Annotated in this window: 15 protein-coding genes; 4 read left to right on the top strand and 11 right to left on the bottom strand. The window is 61.1% G+C overall.

Annotation, left to right across the window (positions count from 1 at the left end; genetic code table 11):
* Positions 1–383: 383 nt before the first annotated feature.
* Both SINAC_RS39390 and SINAC_RS36445 read right to left on the bottom strand, forming a co-directional pair.
* A complete protein-coding gene (locus SINAC_RS39390; protein WP_081578374.1) occupies positions 384–1,196 on the bottom strand; it encodes an RES family NAD+ phosphorylase in 813 nt (270 codons plus the stop codon).
* Between the two features lie 60 nt (positions 1,197–1,256).
* Entirely contained in the window at positions 1,257–1,571 is a 315-nt protein-coding gene (locus tag SINAC_RS36445) for a hypothetical protein (RefSeq protein WP_015250545.1), read from the bottom strand.
* Positions 1,572–2,016: 445 nt separating this feature from the next.
* On the opposite strand from SINAC_RS36445, the gene SINAC_RS36440 reads away from it, so the two are divergent.
* Together SINAC_RS36440 and SINAC_RS41020 are read left to right on the top strand one after the other, a co-directional pair.
* Positions 2,017–3,513: an ankyrin repeat domain-containing protein gene (locus SINAC_RS36440; RefSeq protein ID WP_015250544.1), complete on the top strand. Its 1,497-nt coding sequence runs from the start codon at positions 2,017–2,019 to the stop codon at positions 3,511–3,513.
* A gap of 471 nt (positions 3,514–3,984) precedes the next feature.
* Positions 3,985–4,308, top strand: a complete 324-nt coding sequence (locus SINAC_RS41020; protein ID WP_020467159.1) for a hypothetical protein — start codon at positions 3,985–3,987, stop codon at positions 4,306–4,308.
* Positions 4,309–4,642: 334 nt separating this feature from the next.
* On the opposite strand, the gene SINAC_RS36425 is transcribed toward SINAC_RS41020, so the two are convergent.
* The 3 genes from SINAC_RS36425 to SINAC_RS36415 all read right to left on the bottom strand — a co-directional run bounded on the left by SINAC_RS36425 (position 4,643) and on the right by SINAC_RS36415 (position 6,862).
* Positions 4,643–5,089 (bottom strand): hypothetical protein, encoded by a 447-nt coding sequence (locus tag SINAC_RS36425; protein ID WP_244884920.1) that lies wholly within the window; start codon positions 5,087–5,089, stop codon positions 4,643–4,645.
* 144 nt (positions 5,090–5,233) lie between these two features.
* On the bottom strand, positions 5,234–5,560 hold the full coding sequence (locus SINAC_RS36420; protein WP_015250542.1) for a hypothetical protein: 327 nt from the start codon (positions 5,558–5,560) through the stop codon (positions 5,234–5,236).
* 63 nt (positions 5,561–5,623) lie between these two features.
* A complete protein-coding gene (locus tag SINAC_RS36415) occupies positions 5,624–6,862 on the bottom strand; it encodes an IS701-like element ISSiac1 family transposase (protein ID WP_015250541.1) in 1,239 nt (412 codons plus the stop codon).
* 853 nt (positions 6,863–7,715) lie between these two features.
* Here SINAC_RS36415 and SINAC_RS36410 point away from each other — a divergent pair.
* Positions 7,716–8,852 carry an ISAs1 family transposase gene (locus SINAC_RS36410; RefSeq protein WP_015250539.1) on the top strand — a complete coding sequence of 379 codons (1,137 nt, stop codon included), beginning with the start codon at positions 7,716–7,718 and terminating at the stop codon, positions 8,850–8,852.
* Between the two features lie 385 nt (positions 8,853–9,237).
* Here SINAC_RS36410 and SINAC_RS36405 read toward each other — a convergent pair whose 3' ends face one another.
* From SINAC_RS36405 to SINAC_RS36390, 4 genes are all read right to left on the bottom strand, one after another.
* Complete coding sequence (locus SINAC_RS36405; RefSeq protein ID WP_015250538.1) at positions 9,238–9,450, bottom strand: DUF5989 family protein; 213 nt, start codon at positions 9,448–9,450, stop codon at positions 9,238–9,240.
* A gap of 53 nt (positions 9,451–9,503) precedes the next feature.
* Positions 9,504–9,920, bottom strand: a complete 417-nt coding sequence (locus SINAC_RS36400) for an SxtJ family membrane protein (RefSeq protein ID WP_015250537.1) — start codon at positions 9,918–9,920, stop codon at positions 9,504–9,506.
* A 34-nt stretch (positions 9,921–9,954) separates the two neighbouring features.
* On the bottom strand, positions 9,955–11,724 hold the full coding sequence (locus SINAC_RS36395) for a carbamoyltransferase family protein (protein ID WP_015250536.1): 1,770 nt from the start codon (positions 11,722–11,724) through the stop codon (positions 9,955–9,957).
* A gap of 139 nt (positions 11,725–11,863) precedes the next feature.
* Positions 11,864–13,207, bottom strand: coding sequence for an IS4 family transposase (locus SINAC_RS36390; RefSeq protein WP_015245556.1), 1,344 nt, complete (start codon positions 13,205–13,207; stop codon positions 11,864–11,866).
* A 448-nt stretch (positions 13,208–13,655) separates the two neighbouring features.
* Here SINAC_RS36390 and SINAC_RS36385 point away from each other — a divergent pair, with 448 nt between their 5' ends.
* Positions 13,656–15,443, top strand: a complete 1,788-nt coding sequence (locus tag SINAC_RS36385; RefSeq protein WP_237722834.1) for a cytochrome c peroxidase — start codon at positions 13,656–13,658, stop codon at positions 15,441–15,443.
* A 4-nt stretch (positions 15,444–15,447) separates the two neighbouring features.
* Here the strand turns inward: SINAC_RS36385 and SINAC_RS36380 are convergent, their stop codons facing one another.
* Both SINAC_RS36380 and SINAC_RS36375 read right to left on the bottom strand, forming a co-directional pair.
* Positions 15,448–16,416 (bottom strand): lysophospholipid acyltransferase family protein, encoded by a 969-nt coding sequence (locus SINAC_RS36380; protein ID WP_015250534.1) that lies wholly within the window; start codon positions 16,414–16,416, stop codon positions 15,448–15,450.
* A 205-nt stretch (positions 16,417–16,621) separates the two neighbouring features.
* Positions 16,622–18,193, bottom strand: coding sequence for an amino acid adenylation domain-containing protein (locus tag SINAC_RS36375; protein ID WP_015250533.1), 1,572 nt, complete (start codon positions 18,191–18,193; stop codon positions 16,622–16,624).
* Between the last annotated feature and the right edge of the window lie 8 nt (positions 18,194–18,201).

Here is an 18,201-nt window from a genome sequence, read left to right as displayed (position 1 = left end):
GGAGGCAGGCCGAGCACAAGAGAAGGGGGCAAAAAGGAGGGGCAAGGGCAAAAAAGGACATGGCGATTTTTTCTTCGGAAGTGACCGCTCGGCGTACTTCAACCCCTGGATATCTCGGGGTTTCAGAGGTTTTGCTGAGCGTTTTGCCATTCCCAAGGCCCTGCCAAAATGACGGCAAGATGCACTTGAGTGAAGAAGGTGTGAATTCTGTGCCGAAAGTCCTTGCGTAATCTCCGTTTTCGGCCCTTGAGGGCAAGATTGGCCTGGGTGGAGGTGGCGCAAATTTGGTGCCGAAAATGCATTTGCATGTACATGTTTTTTGTCAGGAAGAGGCGGTGCGAGAGGCACGACCACCCAGCTAAACATCCGGGCGAGGCGTAATCTCAGGAGGACAAGATATAGGGCTCGCCGTGGGACCAAATAGGCCAGTCCTCCAACTGACGAAAGATCACCACATTGTTGTAGTATGAACCAGGTTCCCCTCGCACTCCAGGGATTAGCATCCCATCGAACTGCTCCGCCACCAGTTTTCCGATAACTTGACTGAATTCATAGTTGTCCGGGCCGCGATTCTTCACCTTACACATTTCTGCAACCGAAAATGCCGCCGTGAGGAAATGGTCAACTGGCAGGTTCGTAAAGTTTGCGATGCGTAGGGATGTCAGGGGTAATTCAGTTGTAATGATCCATGGCGTCCCTTCCACGTGCCATGCTTCCATTTCTCTTCGCACGCCATTCTCGGAATCGGCGAGATAAAGGACTCGGTTTCCTTTACGATGGTACCTTCCTTGCCTAGGCACTATATGTGTCGGCAGCGGCCCCATCGCTTCGAGGGATGGCGGCGCCGTCTCCTTAATCCCTCGCCCTCTAAAAAGGGTGATGACCTCGCCAGTTAGGCAGGTCGCCTCCGCGATTAGCTCGCGAAAGTCTTCGGTGGCCTCATGATTCAGCCGTTCAATGTGACCGGAAAGATTTACCCATTCTTCTGCATACACCTTGGCTTGAGAGCCCAGGACTTCACGCCCTGTATGTCCAAATCTTTGAGTCGAGACGGCTTGATTAGAGAGTTGGATACGACTTTCGGCTGACGCCGGAACGTTTCTGCTAATCGAGCCACAAATCGGGCATGGGTTTCCAGGAATTGCGGCGTCGTTTCCGACCCAATGTCCGCATTTGCTGCATACCGCATTACTCATTCAAGCCTCTCCGGTTTGCCCAGTTTTGCGACTTCGGGCGATACCTGACGGCCAGACTTCCTAATGGGGACCTCCCGTCAATAATCCGAGCGGGATGAAAGAGAGAAATCCGAGGATCGGGCCGACAATCATCGAGCCGATGGCCGCAATAACCACATCGGATCGGGTCACTGGTCTCCCCAGCACCCTCGCTCGTACCCTGACACGGCTCATCGCGAACTTCATCGTGAGCATTGGCGCCCAAAGCAAAACGATCGCCAGTGAGAGGATAGCTCCAGTAAGTTCCCTTTCTCCGAGAGCGTATGAAATGATCGAGCCGCCCACGATCGTTTGGTTGACGATCCATGATAAGACGCCCAGCTTCGTGTTTGGCATGGGAACCCCTCCCACAAGTGTACCACCTGGCCAGGGGTGAGCAAAGACCTGGGCGTCCCGGCAAGTGCCGGTGGTTCCCCTCCGCTGTTCGCTACGCTCCGTCGCCAAAGAGCGACCCCGCTGCGGTCAACCTGACGCGCTCCACCGGACGCTAAAGCGTCCAAGAAAGATTGCTCGGCATGGGGGAGGTTGTGGCACGGACGGGGATACCATTAAACGATCTTTTCTTCAGTAAATACTTGCATGTTGTTTTATTTATTCTGAAAAAGTTGGAGCGGGACTGCGTATCCCGCCCCTTTAAGCAAACACTAATCAAAACTAATGGATATAAGTATGACGAAGATTCGCTTAAACACCGGCCGTCGTACAATATTAATGTTCCGACTTGAACCTTTACCCGAAAGGGTGGGTCTTTGTAAAACAGGGCTCGAACGGAGGTTACAGAATGACGAAACCGGGACTGGCTGAAGCCGTGTCGGAGGGAGATCTTGAGACTATCAGGTCGCTGCTGGATGCCGGCGCCGACATCCGGTACGTGCGCCCGCACGGCTACACCGTTATGATCGATGTAATGCACGGCCGGTCGATCCTTGAGGACTCCCAGCTCTTGCCGGTTCTCCGGCTCCTGATCGAGCGCGATGCGGATCTCGACGCTGTGAGCGATTACGGGGAATCGGCGCTCAGTGTCTCGTCCCGGGTCGGCCGGTTCGACGCCGTGGAGTTGCTGCTCAGCTCGGGGGCGAATCCCGCGCCCCTCGGCTGGACGGCCTTGCACCGAGCTGTGGCTCTTGGAACGGTCGCCGACCTGAGGCAACGCCTCGACGAGGGTGACGACCTGTCTACTTATGACCGCTGGGAGCGTACGCCTTTGCTCCTGAGCATGCAGACGGGCGACATCGAGAAGGCTGAGCTACTCCTTGCCGCCGGCGGAAGCCTCGCGGACCGGGGCCGATGCGGGAGGACGCCGCTGATGTACCCGGTCGAGAATGACGACCCGGCGATGCTCCGGTGGCTGCTCGAACGCGGTGTCGATCCCAACGCGGTGGACGACTTCGGCGGGACTGCCCTCATCTCGGCGGCCCAGTGTGGATCGGCAAGGTGCGTGCGCGTGCTTCTTGACGCGGGAGCAGACCCGAACCTTGCCAGTAATACCGAATCGCCCATCCAGTCGGCCGCCAACCTGGAAACCGCTCGCGTGTTGGCCGAAGCCGGGGCAGACTTCGCCGAGATCAACGGTGACGTCCGTGATGAAGTGACGCGACGGCAACGGACCGAGTCGATCACCTGCACGCCGGACGAATACCGCGCGGCCAAGCACAGGGTCTTCGGGAGTGCCAACCCGCAGGTCATGAACTTCCCGTTCTGGCGGGCAATGGTCACCAGCGGGCAATCGGCGTACCACGCGCGGGCCTACTTCGACCAGGGCAGGCTCGACGACGAGGCGGTCTGGTGCTTCGACCGGTTCGGGAAGTCATTCACGGTGCTCCCTGACGGGCGAGTGATTGAGATCGCTGGTGAGCACGAGGACCACTACGACCCGGACTTTTGCATCTACAACGACGTGATCGTCCACCACGGCGACGGCAGGTTCGACATCTACGGCTATCCAAAGGAGATCTTTCCCCCAACCGACTTCCACACGGCCACGCTGGTCGGCGACTCCATCTACATCGTCGGGAACCTGGGCTACATGGGCGAGCGCCTGCCCGGCACCACTCAGGTTCATCGGTTCAACGTCGACACGCTGGTGATCGAGCCGGTCAAAACGCTAGGCGAGTCACCAGGTTGGATCGGCAGACACAGGGCAAAGCTGGTCGGGAACGCTATTGAGGTGACTGGCGGAAAGGTCTGCGGCCTTGCTGATGGACAGGAAACCTACGAGGACAACCACGGCAGGTACATGCTCGATCTCAGCTCGATGACCTGGTCGAAGGCCTCCTAATCGCATTCGTCAGCTTGCGAGCCACCTGCGGAGGTGCTCAATCCTCCGTTGGTCGAACCATTCCCGTGGAAAAAAGGGGGATATAGTGATTTTTTTCTTGCTAGGGCTCGCCTACCAGCGATCCTGTCGGGCTATGGCACGAACCGCTCGGGCCTCTGTGGGAGGGCTCTGCTCTCACGCTCTAAACCGGGGCAATCGCCGCGAAACGGTCTTCCACCAGGCGGGCGACGACGCTGTGTTCCTCGGTGCCATGGCGGACGCGACGGCACGCCCGTCGATGGATCTGCTCGGCTACTGTTTCATGCCGAATCACTTCCCCTTGGTGCTTCGTCCCCACGCGGATGGCGACCTCAGCCGCTGGATGCCGTGGCTTCTGACGGGGCCCGCGCGACGTAATCACCGCCCCCACCACACGCCGGGACAAGTGTGGCCAGGTCGTTTCAAGGCGTTCCCGATCGATGCCGAGAGCATTTGCTCACCGTACTGCGTTACGTTGAGCGGAATGCGTTACGCGCCGAGTTGGTGGTCCGCGCGGAGGACTGGCGCTGGTCGAGCCTGGTCTCCTGGTTGAGTGGCCAAGGAATGCTCTGGCGTGGCGAGCCGGCGTTGTGTGACTCGCGTTGGTTAGAGGGTGTGAACGATCCGCTCTCGTCGGGCGACCTGAATCGCCTGCGGCATTCAGTCGAGCGCGGGAAGCCGTTCGGCAACGAGTCGTGGACGCGCGTTACGGCCGAGCGTTTGGGGTTGGCATCGTGCCTCCGTGCGCGCGGGAGGCCGAAGAAGGAGCGGACCTGAGACGATTATTTACTATGTCCCCCCCCTGTTTTCTGGTCGACTGCAACTCCCCCCGCGACCTGAGGGAATCCCCTCGGGATACCGATCGGCCGCTTTTCAATGACCGACGGCGGCGACCGGCGACTGTCGACTCCGCGAAACGAGAGACGTTCCCCACGCCGAAGCCCTCCAAAGCCCCCTTCGACGAGTTTGGCGGAAACATCATGTAATCGAAATTATGTTCGAGTGAATAAATGTGAGAGTTGTGCCGATTGTAAAGGTTGATTGGAGGAAAATGCGGCCAAGGGCTTTGGCCCTAGCCGCTCTCCTCGGTCCTGGGAAGCAGCGACCTTCTTCACCAGTGGACCATTTTACCCGGAGTTCTCGGATCACCGTAGCCCTTCACAAAACTCAGGACGCCATCAGTCCAGGTATACTCCTCGAAGTAACCGTTAGCGACTTGTGCCTCCGTGGTGAGCTGAGGCCAGACCTTCAGCCTAATCCCCCAGCCTCCAGGGATGGGAGTTACGGTGTAGACAAATGCATCCCACCCCTTGATCTTAAAGCGAAAGTCGCCCTCATCCACCCATTTGAAGAATTGAACGCGATCGGGGGGCACGGGACGCTCGCGGAGCATAATAGCTGTAGCCTGCTCAAAGAGCTTGTTCTCTTCGGGCGAACGTGCCTTGACCTCCGCTCGAATCGGAGCTGGTTCGATGGTGTAGAGACGGGCCGGGTCGTTATTGGTCCCTTGGAATTGGGCGACTTGCTCAGGGGTGGGAATGAAATTTTCTCGAGGCATGCGGATTGGGGCTTGCGGCGAGATTTTGCGCTTCTTTGTCAGGCTTTTGCTCGGAGCGGAAGCCGCCAAGTAACCACATGTTAAGAGCATCCCGAATGCTCCGATGACAAGAAACTTGCTTCTCTTCATGATCTGGCTCCTGTGTTATTCGATCCACCATTGCGTATCGCTCTTCTTTTTCTTCTTGAAAGACCACGAACCAAGATACATTTCGAGGGGAGGAGAAGGAGGGTCAGTAGTGCAAGGAGTGGAATAGAGAATCCGAAATTCTTGCGTTGCGGAGAAAAAATCGCTTCCCTCCGGCAAAGCATCGAAAGCCACGGTATCAGCCATCGACCCTACCTCATCGCAAATTTCCCCGTCGATGAGATTCAACGTGTCCCCACCAGCAGCTGGGTTCCAGTTCTGGTCCTTAAGCTGTACCCCGTTGACGACTTGGTTCGTCAACTTCTGCTGCAGCAATCCGGTCATATGTGGACCGCAATAATTATCTCCGCTATAAATTTGGTGCCTCATAACTGGTGTTTTGCAAAGTCAGGATAACCCCAGCTGAGCCACGACATGTTCATAGGGTTGCTCAAATTGCGTGACTTGCTCGATCGCCCACGAGAGCGTCGTCCGCAGGGCTTCCCTCGTCATCGCCCGACAGGCCTCGCCGATGGTCATCAGCCGATGGAGTGCCCACTCCTTCGCACGACCCTGCTTCAACTCGCTCATGAGCAGACTGTACGCCAGCATGACCAGGTACATATGCCGGGTCTGGCCCTGGACATCACGCAACTGACAGTCACCCAACCCGAGTTGTTGCTTGCCGTCCCGATGGAACGTCTCCGTGCCTGTCCAGCGATGGCGGTACACCCGCACGATCCGACTCACCTCCCAGGTAATCCGATTCGTCACCAGGATCTTGCAGCACGTCCCGTCGTTGCGGTAGTGCCAGAGGAGGACAATCCGCACCTTGTGGTTCACCCCGGGGATTCGGACCGTCACCGTGAAGTACCACTGGCGACGGTCGCCGATCCTCATCGCTTTGCGGTCCTCCACCGGGATCGACGCCGCCAACTCGTTGGCCTTGAGGATCCCCCCCTTCCACTCCAACTTGCGGTTGGTCTTGAGATCGCCCACGTAACCGTGGGGCCGTCCCAACCGATCCTGCTTCCCATCAATGTGGTTGAGGACCTCGGCGTTGGTGAAGTAGCAGTCCATGGCGAAGTCGCCGGGGATTCCCCGCTCGCAGACCCAATCGATCAGCTCGCAGCACAAGGCGGTATGGTTGCGGAACGGCTCGTCCAAGGCTTCGCAGACCTCTTGCTTGCGGAAGAGCCGGAACTCCAGGGGGTAGTGCTTGCCGCTGGTGCAGACGTAGTTGACGAAGAGATAGTCCTGGGCGATCTTGTTCCGCTCTTCGGTGTGGTCCCAGAACCAGTTGGCGTCGGGAATCAGCATCCCGTCCCGATCGACGAGAGTATTGTCGATCGGGATGACGCCCTGAACGCTGTAGCGAGTGGAGGGCTCCTTCTGGAGTTGCTCGAGCCTTCGATCGTTGAGCGTCTCGGGGTCCCACTGGGCGGCGGTGAGGAAGCGATTGAGGCAGGATTGGTCGGTGGTCTGGGCGAACTCGTCATGAATGCCGAGGACGGTTTTCCGGTCGGCGACGAACAGGCCGGTGAGGTACTCGGCGAAGTGGCGACGTTGGCACTCATTGGCGAAGAGGTCGCCGTGCTGGGTCAGGGCGGCTTCGACCAGCTTGGGAAATTCGATAATTCCAGGCATAAGCCGATGCTCCGCAGTCCAACTGCGCCAGAGCAATTTGGGCAAAACTCGAGCCTCGTCTACCTATTTTAACGCTGCCGCGGACCAGTTTGCAAAATACCAGTCATAACTACCGAACCGGGATTTGACACGAGGAGCTTGTATCCGTACGTTATTACGAAATTGTCGTCTTTGGCGATAGTGATCGTCCTCGGCTTGGTCGTCTTTGGCGGAGCGGGCAGCTCCGGCCCAGGGGACATGTACGTATTAGTAAGCACGTAGCTGTATGTTCCGGGAATCTGAGAAAACGCAGTATAATCTTGACTGTTACTGATTACACCGCCTGGCACAAAACAATCGCCGAATGCTCTTGATCTAAACCACTCGGAAGTGTCGATATCAGTATCGTCATTGGGTGCCAGTGTGTATTCGCGTCCGAGGATCGGGGGATCTGGAGTAAGGGGCGTCATGACGATGGACGTCACTGTCGCCCACGCTGTCGTCGCCGTCGCCACAAGGACAACCGCGATGGCCCGTGGCAAGGTAGGCAAAAGAACTGCTTTTGCTCTCATATATGCTCATGTATGAAAGTCTTGCGTACGTCAGAAATGCAAATTGCAAGCAAGTTGTAGCCGATGAATGATGGATTAGCAACTGGACTTGGGCGAATAATAGCAAAATAACCAGGGTATCTCCTGCTATCTCCACGCTGGCAGCGAGGATAACGCACCCCAGGGCCAGCGCGCATAGCTGTGCGACCTGGGTAGTCTGGCGCGACAGGCCTCGGCTCGATATCTTGGATTCGGTCCTTGTGATTGGCTTACTGCGCTCCGGCGTGCGGAGGCCGACACGGACCGATCCAAGGATGCCTCTCATGGCGAAGATCGTCGATGTCGGCTCGATCGGCTCTGATTTCGAATCCCTCTCCGACCCCCGACACACGCGCAATCGCAAGCATTTGATGGTCGATATCGCCGTCTGCGGCGTCATCTGCGGCTGTGATGGGCCCACCGCCATCCATCGCTGGGCCAAGAATCGCGCCTCCTGGCTGGCCGAGCATCTCGCCCTGCACAATGGCATCCCCTCGCGAGACTGCATCCGCCGCTTGCTCATGGCGCTGAAGCCCGAAGCCTTCCAACGCTGCTTCCAAGCCTGGATCTGTGACGCGATCCCGGCCGACCCCAAGAACCCCCGCCGACTCATCGCCATCGACGGCAAAGCCTGCCGCGGGTCGCACGACGAGGCCAACGGCCTTGGTGCCCTGCATATCGTCAGCGCCTGGGCCGGCGAAGAGGGCATTGCGCTGGGACAGGTGGCCACCGAGGCCAAGTCGAACGAGATCACGGCCATCCCGCAGCTCCTCGAGCAGATCGACCTGGCCGACACCCTCATCACGATCGACGCAATGGGCTGCCAGAAAGACATCGTCGAGCAGATCGTTACCGGCGGCGGCGATTGCGTCATCGCGGTCAAAGACAACCAGCCAAAGCTCGCGGCCGCGATCCAGGCGTTCTTCCTCGACCACCTGGAACGCGACCTGGAGGACCTGCGGTATCGCTGCCACGAGACCCGCGATGACGGCCACGGTCGCATCGACGAACGCTCCTATTATTTGGCCAAGGTGCCGCGAGATTTCGCGCCGGGCAAGGACTGGCCGTGGATCAAGGCAATCGGCTATGCCGCGCGGATTACGCAGTATGCCGACGGTACGGAGTCGGACGAGGTGCGTTACTATCTCAGCAGCCGCTATTTGAGCGGCAAGCGGTTTGGTGAAGCGGTGCGTGGCCACTGGGGCATCGAGTCGATGCATTGGGTGCTGGACGTGAACTTTCGCGAGGATGAGCACCGCACTCGCGAGCGGACTTTGGGGAACAACTTGAGTTGGCTGCGGCGGTTCGCCGTGACGCTCCTGAAGCGTCATCCCGACAAGGATAGCCTTCGCGGAAAGATGATGTCCTGCATGATCAATACGGACTACCTTACACAAGTTCTTTCACTACAGCGTGTTTGATATGCGCTGGCCCTGCCAGCGAATGAAGGCCAACGATCACGTCAAATCGCATGAAATCGCGGTGGAGATCAGCGAGAAGTGTCGTAATTCCTGTACCAAGTGTCCTTGCGAGATCCCCGTTTTCGGCTCTCGAGGGTAAGATTAGCTTGGGTGGAAAGTGTGCAAATCTCGTGCTGAACACTATTGCTATGTCCCCCCTTTTTTCGCCTCAATTCTGGGAAAAGCCCCGTTCCGCTCTGCCCTGAAGGACGGCAGGCTGAAGCCGACCCTACGGGACTGGAACGGCCGGTGATGGGGTCGGCCCGAATTCTGGTCGCTTACGGGGGGAGGTCAGGGCGTGGACGACCAAGAAATTCGAGGTGTGGGCCAGAAGGACTCTCACGCCTCAGAACATCGTGTAAATGAACGGGGCCGCTGGGGTGGATGCGAGCGCCAGCAGAATGCCGAACATGGCGAGCACGAGCAGGATTGGCAGTAGCCACCACTTCTTGTTGTGCTTCAGGAAGTCGAACAACTCGGCCGGCAGGCTCGGTTGCGAGGAGTGGGCCAACTCGTCGAGGCTGTCGGTTTTCGGCTTCTCGGTCCGGGCGTTTGACATTGTCTTATTCCGAAGCGGAGAGGGGAGATGCTTTTGTTTGATATTAAAAGACTTCAAAATTGACGCAAATATCGATCCAAGCCGTGGTCGGGATCGTAGGGTTCCCAGTAAGTTGGGGCGTCGCGGTCGAATCGCCGGGGCATGGCGTCGCGGCCGAGCAGGCGGAAGACCAGGGCGATCGGCGTGATGACTCCATAATAGACGATGCCCAAGGCGAGATGCGAGATCACCCAGCCGATCGGCCAGGTGGCCAGGGTCAGGCCGAGGTAGACAGGCTTTAAGGCGGTTGGCCGCCAGGCGCCTATCAGACGGCAGGTCACTGCGGCGACCCAGCAGGCGGCCGCGAGTGTTGGTCGACCGCGCAGGTAGGCCAGAGGGGCGACGCCCATTGCCAGGAAGACCATCGTGATTTTGGAGAACTGGGCCAGCTTCGCCGCATCGGGCCGCCAGTCGATCGGGGTCAGGGACATCGCCGGGTTCCTCGTCTTCTTTTTGATTGTTCGATCAGTCGAGCGGGAACTGCGCCAGGTGAGCGACCACTTCGGCCTGGGTCAGCGGGCGCTGGCCGGCTTTTCGGAGAACGCAACGCCCCATGGCCAGCAAGTCGATGTGCGTGGCCAGGAAGCCGCGATAGGCATCCGCCGGCGTGCAGACGACCGGCTCGCCGCGGACGTTGAAGCTGGTGTTGATGAGTGCCGGGCAGCCGGTTTGCCTCTCGAAGGCGCGGAGAAGCTGGTGGAAGAGCGGAGCCCGCTCGGGATCGACCGTCTGGATTCGCGCGGAGCGGTCGACGTGTGTGACGGCCGGGAGATTGGCCTCGGGGCAAACCGGGAAAGTCAGGAGCATATAAGGACTTTCTCCCCCGGGTTGCATTGCGAACAACTCGGCGGCCCGGTCACGGAGCACGGCGGGGCCGAATGGGCGGAACGACTCGCGGAATTTGACCTTGAGGTTCATGACCGCCTGCATCTCGGGATTGCGGGGGTCGCCCAGTAAGCTCCGTGCGCCCAAGGACCGGGGGCCGAACTCCATCCGCCCCTGGAACCAGCCGACGACTTGCCCGCCGGCCAGGGCTTCGGCGACCGCTTCGCAGAGGTCCTCGTCCGACTCGTACCGCGTGTAGTCCGCCCCTTTTTCTTGGAGGAACCGCTCGATCGTGTCGTCGGAGAAGGCGGGGCCGAGCAACGACCCTTGTTGCGCGTCCGTCGCCTGCGGGGTCCTGGGGTGCCCGAGCAGTTGATGTTCGATGAACAGGGCGATGCCGAGGGCGCCTCCCGCGTCGCCGGCCGCGGGCTGGATCCAGAGGTCCTCGAACGGCCCTTCGCGGAGGATCCGGCCGTTGGCGACGCAGTTCAGGGCCACGCCGCCGGCCAGGCAGAGTTTTTTCGCCCCGGTCGTCTGATGAACGTGCCGCGCCATGCGGAGGAGAATCTCCTCGGTGACGGCTTGCAGCGACGCGGCCAGGTCCATCTCGCGCTGGGTGACCGGCGACTCGGGGCGGCGGGGCGGTCCGCCGAAGAGTCGGTGGAACTTCGCCGAGGTCATTGTCAGGCCCTGGGCATAGTTGAAGTACGACATGTCCATGCGAAGCGAACCGTCGCCCTTCAGGTCGAGCAGGTGCTTGAAAAAGAGGTCGGCGTAGACGGGTTGACCGTATGGGGCCAGGCCCATGACCTTGTGCTCGCCGCTATTGACGCGGAACCCGGTGTAATACGTCAGGGCCGAATAGAGCAGGCCGAGCGAGTGGGGGAAGCGGAGTTGATGCGTCAAGGCGATCCGGTTGCCCTGGCCGTGTCCAAAGCTGGCGGTTGTCCACTCGCCGACGCCGTCGACGGTCAGGATCGCGGCTTCCTCGAACGGCGACGGGAAGAAGGCGCTGGCCGCGTGCGACTCGTGGTGCTCGGCGAAGACGAAGCGACGGTGATAGCCGCCAAGTTCCCGGGCCATGACCTTCGGCAGGAACAGCTTGGTGCGGAGCCAGACGGGCATCGCCAGGCGGAACGACCGGAACCCGCGCGGGGCATAGGCAAGATAGGTCTCGAGCAGGCGCTCAAACTTCAGGACCGGCTTGTCGTAGAACCCCACCCAGTCAAGGTCGGCCGGGGTCAGGCCTGCTTCGGCCAGGCAAGAGGCGACTGCGTTGGTGGGGAAGTCAGCATCATGCTTCTTACGCGTGAACCGCTCCTCCTGCGCGGCGGCCACGATCCGGCCGTCAACCACCAGCGCGGCGGCCGAGTCGTGATAGAACGCAGAGAGCCCGAGGATCGCGGTCATGTGTCGAATTTAACTGTAGTGAAATTGAATTTGTTTTTTGTTTATTTGCGGTTTTGATTTATTGGTAGGTGGGACGTTACGTGGGGCTGTATCATCTTCCTCCCCCTCCTGGGACCGCGGGCGACCCGCCCAATGGCACTTACTTTCTCGATTTCAGACCGCGTTTGCGTGGTCGCAGTGGGAATTTTCTGCGGCGGGCGATCACCTCACGCGGGTAGTGTCGGCCAGGGCGATTCGCGAGCTTACACTGGCCAGACATCCTCAGAACCAAGTCGATCCGCTCTTGGATCTTCGCGGGGTCCGTGGTATCCAGCGACTCCAAGAGCAAGACCTTCACTAACGACCATACCCGGTTGAAGCTCAATCGCCGCGGCGCGATCTCGACCCGAGCCGCAGCCATCCGGCGAATCAGATTCGCCATGTTATAGGCCACTGTCGCCGAGGCCAGTTCCTTCGCGACCATCTCCGTGGATCGGCCACGCATCTCTTCCAAGCGAAGCGTCCGCTTCAAATCACGCAGATCGGTTTCGATATTTTGCCGCTGGCCATAGATCGCGGCGAGCTCGCACCCCTCGTCAGGGAGCCGACTCACAAGCCACAGCGTCAGCTTCTCGGAAATTCGAACCTCGTGCAACCACACCCGCAACGTTGCATCGGCCGGCCATTGTGGGTTCGACTTGCGTTCCCAGCGGTTGGGCTGCCAAGTTAGTTCCCACTGGTCCTTGCCCTGGGCTTTCCCTTGGCGCACCATCGACCGAAATCGCTTCTCAGTCAACCGCAACACGAAGTCGTGGCCCGCCTGGTTGGCCAACCAGGCGAACGCGAAGACACCAAAATTCCGGTCGGCGATCAACACGGAGCCGACCGGAAGTCGCGGCATCAAACCGGCCGACAATGGGACTTCGCCAATCGCGGCCGGGCCATACATTGCCCCCACTTCCGGACGCACGGTCACACCGCTGGATAACTCGTGGGCCGCTACCAAGTGGAGGATCGGCCAGTGCGATTCGCCGTGTTGATTGCGGGCCGGCGGATACGTTTTGCGCAAGGCGTCAGTGGGTGCCAAAGAGAGCGTGGAACCGTCCACAAGAAACGCATTACGCCCTTTCACCGATGGCGGAGACTTGGCGATTAAGGCTGCAGAAACCTCGTCAGCCGCCCGTTGAGCCATCTCCACGGGCAGCCGATCTCGCGCTCGCGAAAATCCACCCGTGTTGGCCGAGAACGACTTCTCACGGGCCCGCTTGTTATCCGGGAGCACATCCGCACTTAATCGAGCCAACTCTCCCACAGCGGCGGCCATCGTTGCATTGCAGGTCAACCGTTGATAGATCATCAGCCAGACAACGACCCAAGGCGTGAACACGGTCGAGAGCGTGGGCGGTTTCTGAGCATGCAGGACATCCGGTGGGACCAAGCGATGGAACATCCGAACCGCCTCACCCAAATCGACGACAGCGGGTGATTCCTGGTCATGGTTCATGCGAGGTACTCCCAAAAAATAGGAGTTCATGGCGCAAAAATCGTGCCAGAGGTGCCCCTTGTTGCAGGATTGGCGAAAGTAAGTGCCATTGGGCGACCCGCCCGCAATTTGATTAGGTTATGTTTGGTTTGAATCAGTTTATTTATTATGATTTAAGAGCGGGCGGGTCGCCCGCGGTCCCAGGGGGGGAGGAAGAGTGAATGCATGGCTTGTCTGGTCCTGATGCGGTTCCCTGGTTGGAGCCGATACCAGATTCTCTGGGACCGTGGTCATCCAGGAAAGCAAGGTCCTCAATTGTAGCTCGCGCCTTGGTCTTCGTGATACGGATCCCCGGTGCCAGGTGATACAATTGTTGTGCCTTCGGGTCGACCATCCCGAACCGTAGTACCATCTGGATTCGAACGCAAGCCCACTCGATGAGTCGCATTCGATGAACATGATGCCTTCGATGGACCGTACGTCATGGTGGCTCGACGGTTGCAGCCGACGGTTCGTCGCCGGGCTGATGACTCTGCTGATTCTCGCCAGCGCTGGTGGAATGGTTCAGGGCGTTGAGCCTGAGTCACCGCTCCTCTGCCAGGTTCGCCAGCCTGCCGGCCTCTGCCTTTCCCCGGATGGAAGCCGGTTGTTCGTCGCCAATCGGCGGAGCGGTAGCCTTTCGATCATCGAGACGCAGACCTCGCGGGTGGTGGCCGAGTCGCAGGTCGGTCGCGGACTGGCTGACGTTGTGACGCTTCCGGGCGGGAACCTGCTGGCCGTTGACCGGGATGGCAACGCCTTGCTTTTGCTGGATGTGAGCGGGACTACGGTCCGAGTCGTCGCGCGCCAGGGCGTTGCGGCCGATCCGGTCGGTCTTGCGGTCACACCCGACGGCGGCGCGTGTGTTGTGGCTTCACTCGAATCGCGACGGTTGACCTTTTTCGAGTTGCCCGGTCAGGCTCGGTTTTTTGGCGAGCGAACACTCGACTTGCCCTTCAGTCCCCGCGACATGGCCCTGGTGAACGCCGGCTCCAAGCTCGTCGTGGCCGACGCGTTTGGCGGTAAGCTCGCCGTGGTCGACAGAGTGCGGGCCGCTCTGGATTCGGTTCGCAACCTCCCCGCGCACAATATTCGAGGACTCGCCCTGACGTCCGACGGCCGGAGCCTTATCGTCGCGCACCAGAGGCTCCACCGCCAGGCCCGGACCGACTTCGAGGATGTGTTCTGGGGCCGGTTTGTGACGAGCCACGTCCGCTACCTGAGCCTTGCCGCCGTGCTCGCGAACGGATCCGACCAGGAGCTTCTCCGGGACAGTGACCTTCTGAATCTCGGTGAGCCGTACAGCGGGGCCGGCGACCCGGCCGGCCTTGTCTGCGGCTCTTCGGGGGCCGTGGTGGTTGCGCTGGGTGGGGTCGGTGAGGTCGCCGTGGAGCGGAGCCGGCTGGGCCAGTTCCGGAGGTACGGCGTTGGTCCGAGGCCCTCGGCCCTGGCCTTGCCGCCCGAGGGGAAGGTCGTCTACGTGGCCGACGCGATTGGCGATCAGGTCTCCGTGGTTGAGGTGACCTCCGGTAAGACGACCAAGACGATCAGCCTTGGACCTCGGCCGGATCCGACCCTGGTCGAGCGGGGCGAACGGTTGTTCCACGACGCGACCCTCTCGCTCGACGGCTGGATGAGTTGCCACAGTTGTCACACCGACGGCCACAGCAACGGCCAACTCGGCGACACCCTGGGGGATGGGTCGTATGGCGCACCGAAGCGGGTCCCCTCGCTCCGAGGCGTGAGCGCGACCGGCCCGTGGACCTGGACCGGGTCGATCGATCGGCTCGAAGCCCAGATTCAAAAGTCGGTCCAGAGAACGATGCGCGGAGCGGAGCTGACCGGCGATCAGCTTGCGTCGTTGACCGCCTACCTGAGTTCACTGCCGCCACTTCGGGCGCCCGCGTCGGCCGGCCAACAGGACCAGGCCGCCGTCGAACGTGGCCGCGAACTCTTTCTTGCTCAAGGTTGCGCGAAGTGCCACACGCCCCCCGCTTACACCACAACGGGACGGTATGACGTGGGGCTCTTGGACGAAGCAGGCAACCGCAAGTTCAACCCCCCTTCGTTGCTCGGCGTCAGCCACCGTGAGCCGTTGCTTCACGATGGCCGTGCCAAGTCGCTCGAAGAGGTTTTCCGCCAACACCGGCACCCTCGAGAAACGGATCTGACGCCGGACGAGGTCGCCGACCTGGTCGCGTTTCTCAAAACGTTGTGATTGTTTAAGGGACTGCGGCCACTCGCCGGCTGGGGCGGGCTGTCGAGTTGGCGATCGCATTCTCCGAAGTTGGTCCGTAGCAAGGCCAGAGCAGGTGGGCGACGGCGTCGGCGGGGTGAGCCCTGATCTCGGATTCGAGGCGGGCAAGGTAGCGCGTCAGGGCCGCCGATTCCTCACCGGCGGCGAGGGTCCAGGGGGTCTCGATCGTCAGGGCGTAGCGACCGCCCGGGCGATGCGTACAGAAGAGGAGGAAGACCGGGACCCGGGTTAGGACGGCCAGGTCGGCCCAGACCGAGAGGAACGTTCGCGAATGCCCGAGCAACTGGCCGGACCTTGTGTTTGGCCCGTTCCAGGGGATATCGCCCGAAAGGTACACGGCCAGGCCGTCTCGAAGCGCGGCACGCGCATGGAGCAACCGCTCGGCCGCCAGGGCGGGGGACAAATCACGGCGCAGGAAGAAGTCGGACTGCGGATGCGGCTCGTCGCGGTCGAACCGACGGTCCAGCTCACGCGAGACGTGGCGGGGCCGCTGGACCAGGAGCCGGAGGGGAACCCCACGGCGGTAGAGCCAGTGCAAGGCCGCGATGTGGCCCCCCAGATGGCAGCCGACCACGATGGCTCCTCGGCCGCCCTCGAGCGCTGTTTGAAGGCCCTCGAACCCTTTGACGTCGAACCGGGCGAGGATTTCCTCGTCAGGGGCCGAGTCGAGCGGGTAGTCGCGGGCCGCGAACCGGAGCGCGTTGGCCGCCAGGGCAGGGCGGACCGTCTTGGGATTCCAGTCGGCGTGGAGTGCGGTCCCCGCGCGATCGATCGCCTTGGCGAGTTCCTTGCCTCGCGGGGGCCAGGCTGCGGCCGAGAGCCGGCCCAGGCCGCCGATGAGCGCATCGCAGCGTGCCGGACCGAGGCGACGAAGCGTCGGGAGCAGCATCTCGTAGAAGCAGGTCTTCCAGCTCAAGAGGTGGCGGAAAGTCACGATGGCTCCGAGGACGGAGGAAGACGGCCTTGATCCAGGCGTGCTGAAATGGGCACGCTTGATGAATTTATGTTGTTTGATTTTTTGTGGGCACGGGCCACCCACTTCGTTCTGACCTTTTTCGTCACATTAGCCCAAGCTTTTTTCCCTGATGGGTCATGCCTACCCTTCGAGAGAATCCGGAGTCATTCGTCCCGTCCTGGTTTCAAGCATCGGCGGTGGCCAGTTGTTTTAAGCCCTGGTAATCGACCTTGTCGGTCGAGGTCGTCGGCAGGGCCGAGACGAACGTGATCGAGTCGGGCACCATGTACTGGGGCAGATGGGTGGTGCAGTGCCGCTTCATGGCGATGATCGACTTCTTCTGCGCGGGCTTCATGGCGACGAACGCGGCAATCGAGACCCCTGTGTCGTCGGTCTTGGCGATCACGGCCGCGCGGTCGACGCCCTCATGGCGGTAGAGCGCGGACTCGATCTCTCCCAGCTCGATCCGATAACCACGCTTCTTGACCATCCGGTCGCGACGGCCGTGGAATGCGAAGCAGCCGGTTCCGTCGTCAACCACGAGGTCGCCCGTGTGATACCACGAGGTTCCCTCTTCGCCGTGGAGGAAGGCCTGCCGGGTGAGCTCGGGCTGACCAAAGTAGCCGCGCATCACGCCAGGGCCGGCGATCACCAACTCGCCGATCGACCCGGGGGCGACGTCGTTCCCTTGCTCGTCCACCACCCGCGCCCGGAGCGGCGGGCAGACGTTGCCGATCGGGAACGGTCCGGTGCGGTCGTCGGGGATGGTGGCCGGGATCCGATGGGCGGTGCAAACGTTGGTCTCGGTCGGCCCGTAGAGGTTCCAGAGGGTCGCGTTCGGCCAGCACTCCCTGAGCTGTCGCAAGGGGGTGATCGGGAAGACCTCGCCAGCGAAGAGGACGAGCCGGGGGGCCGGGTAGCCGGGAACTTCGATTCCACCGTGCCTGGCCAAGAGGGTCAGGATCGAGGGGGCGGAGTACCAGACGCTGATCCGGCGCTCGGCAATGAACGCGCCCAGCCTCGCCGGTTCCTTGCTGAGCGTCTCGCCGATCACAACCAGGGTGGCCGCGTTCTGGCACGAGACGAAGAGGTCGAAAACGGACAGGTCGAAGTGGAACGGGGCGTGCGAAGAGAAGCGGTCGTCGGTCGTGGTCTCGAGGTCGTGATCGCACCAGTCGAGAAACGTGAATGCGTTGGTGTGCGAGAGCATCACCCCCTTGGGCTGACCGGTCGAGCCCGAGGTGTAGAGGATATAGGCGAGGTCGTCCGCGGCGCGGGGCGGAGGGAGTGGCGTCGGGGCGTCGTCCTGGTTGATCTCATCCCAGGAGGCGTCGCACGGATCCAGGCTCGCGGCCTCTCCCACCACGATCAGGCGCGGGGATGGGCCGGGGCCTGGCCAGGCCCTGTGAAGTTCGCTGGCCAGTTCGGCGGCAACGACCACGGCTTTCACGCCGCCGCTGGCGAAGATGCCGGCTCCGCGCGCGACGGGCGCGGTGGGATCGACCGGGACGTAGGCCGCGCCGGCGCGGAGGATCCCGTGGATTGCGGCGACGGCCTCGAGCCCCTTGGGAAGGAACAGGCCCACGCGGTCGCCTCGGCTGACGCCCCAGCGCGCCAGGCGAGTGGCGAGACGGTCGGCGGCTCGGGCCAGCTCCGCATAGGTCAGCGAGCGGCCGAGCTCGTCTTCAACGGCAGGGTGATCGGGGCGCCTCGTGGCGGCCTCATCGAGTAGCTGGCTGAGGTGGTTTCCATCCATGGTTGTGC

The organism is Singulisphaera acidiphila DSM 18658 (assembly GCF_000242455.2).
GTDB classification, from domain to species: Bacteria; Planctomycetota; Planctomycetia; order Isosphaerales; family Isosphaeraceae; genus Singulisphaera; species Singulisphaera acidiphila.
Note: the sequence above shows the minus strand (reverse complement) of the source record. Positions and strands in the feature narration are given on the sequence as shown.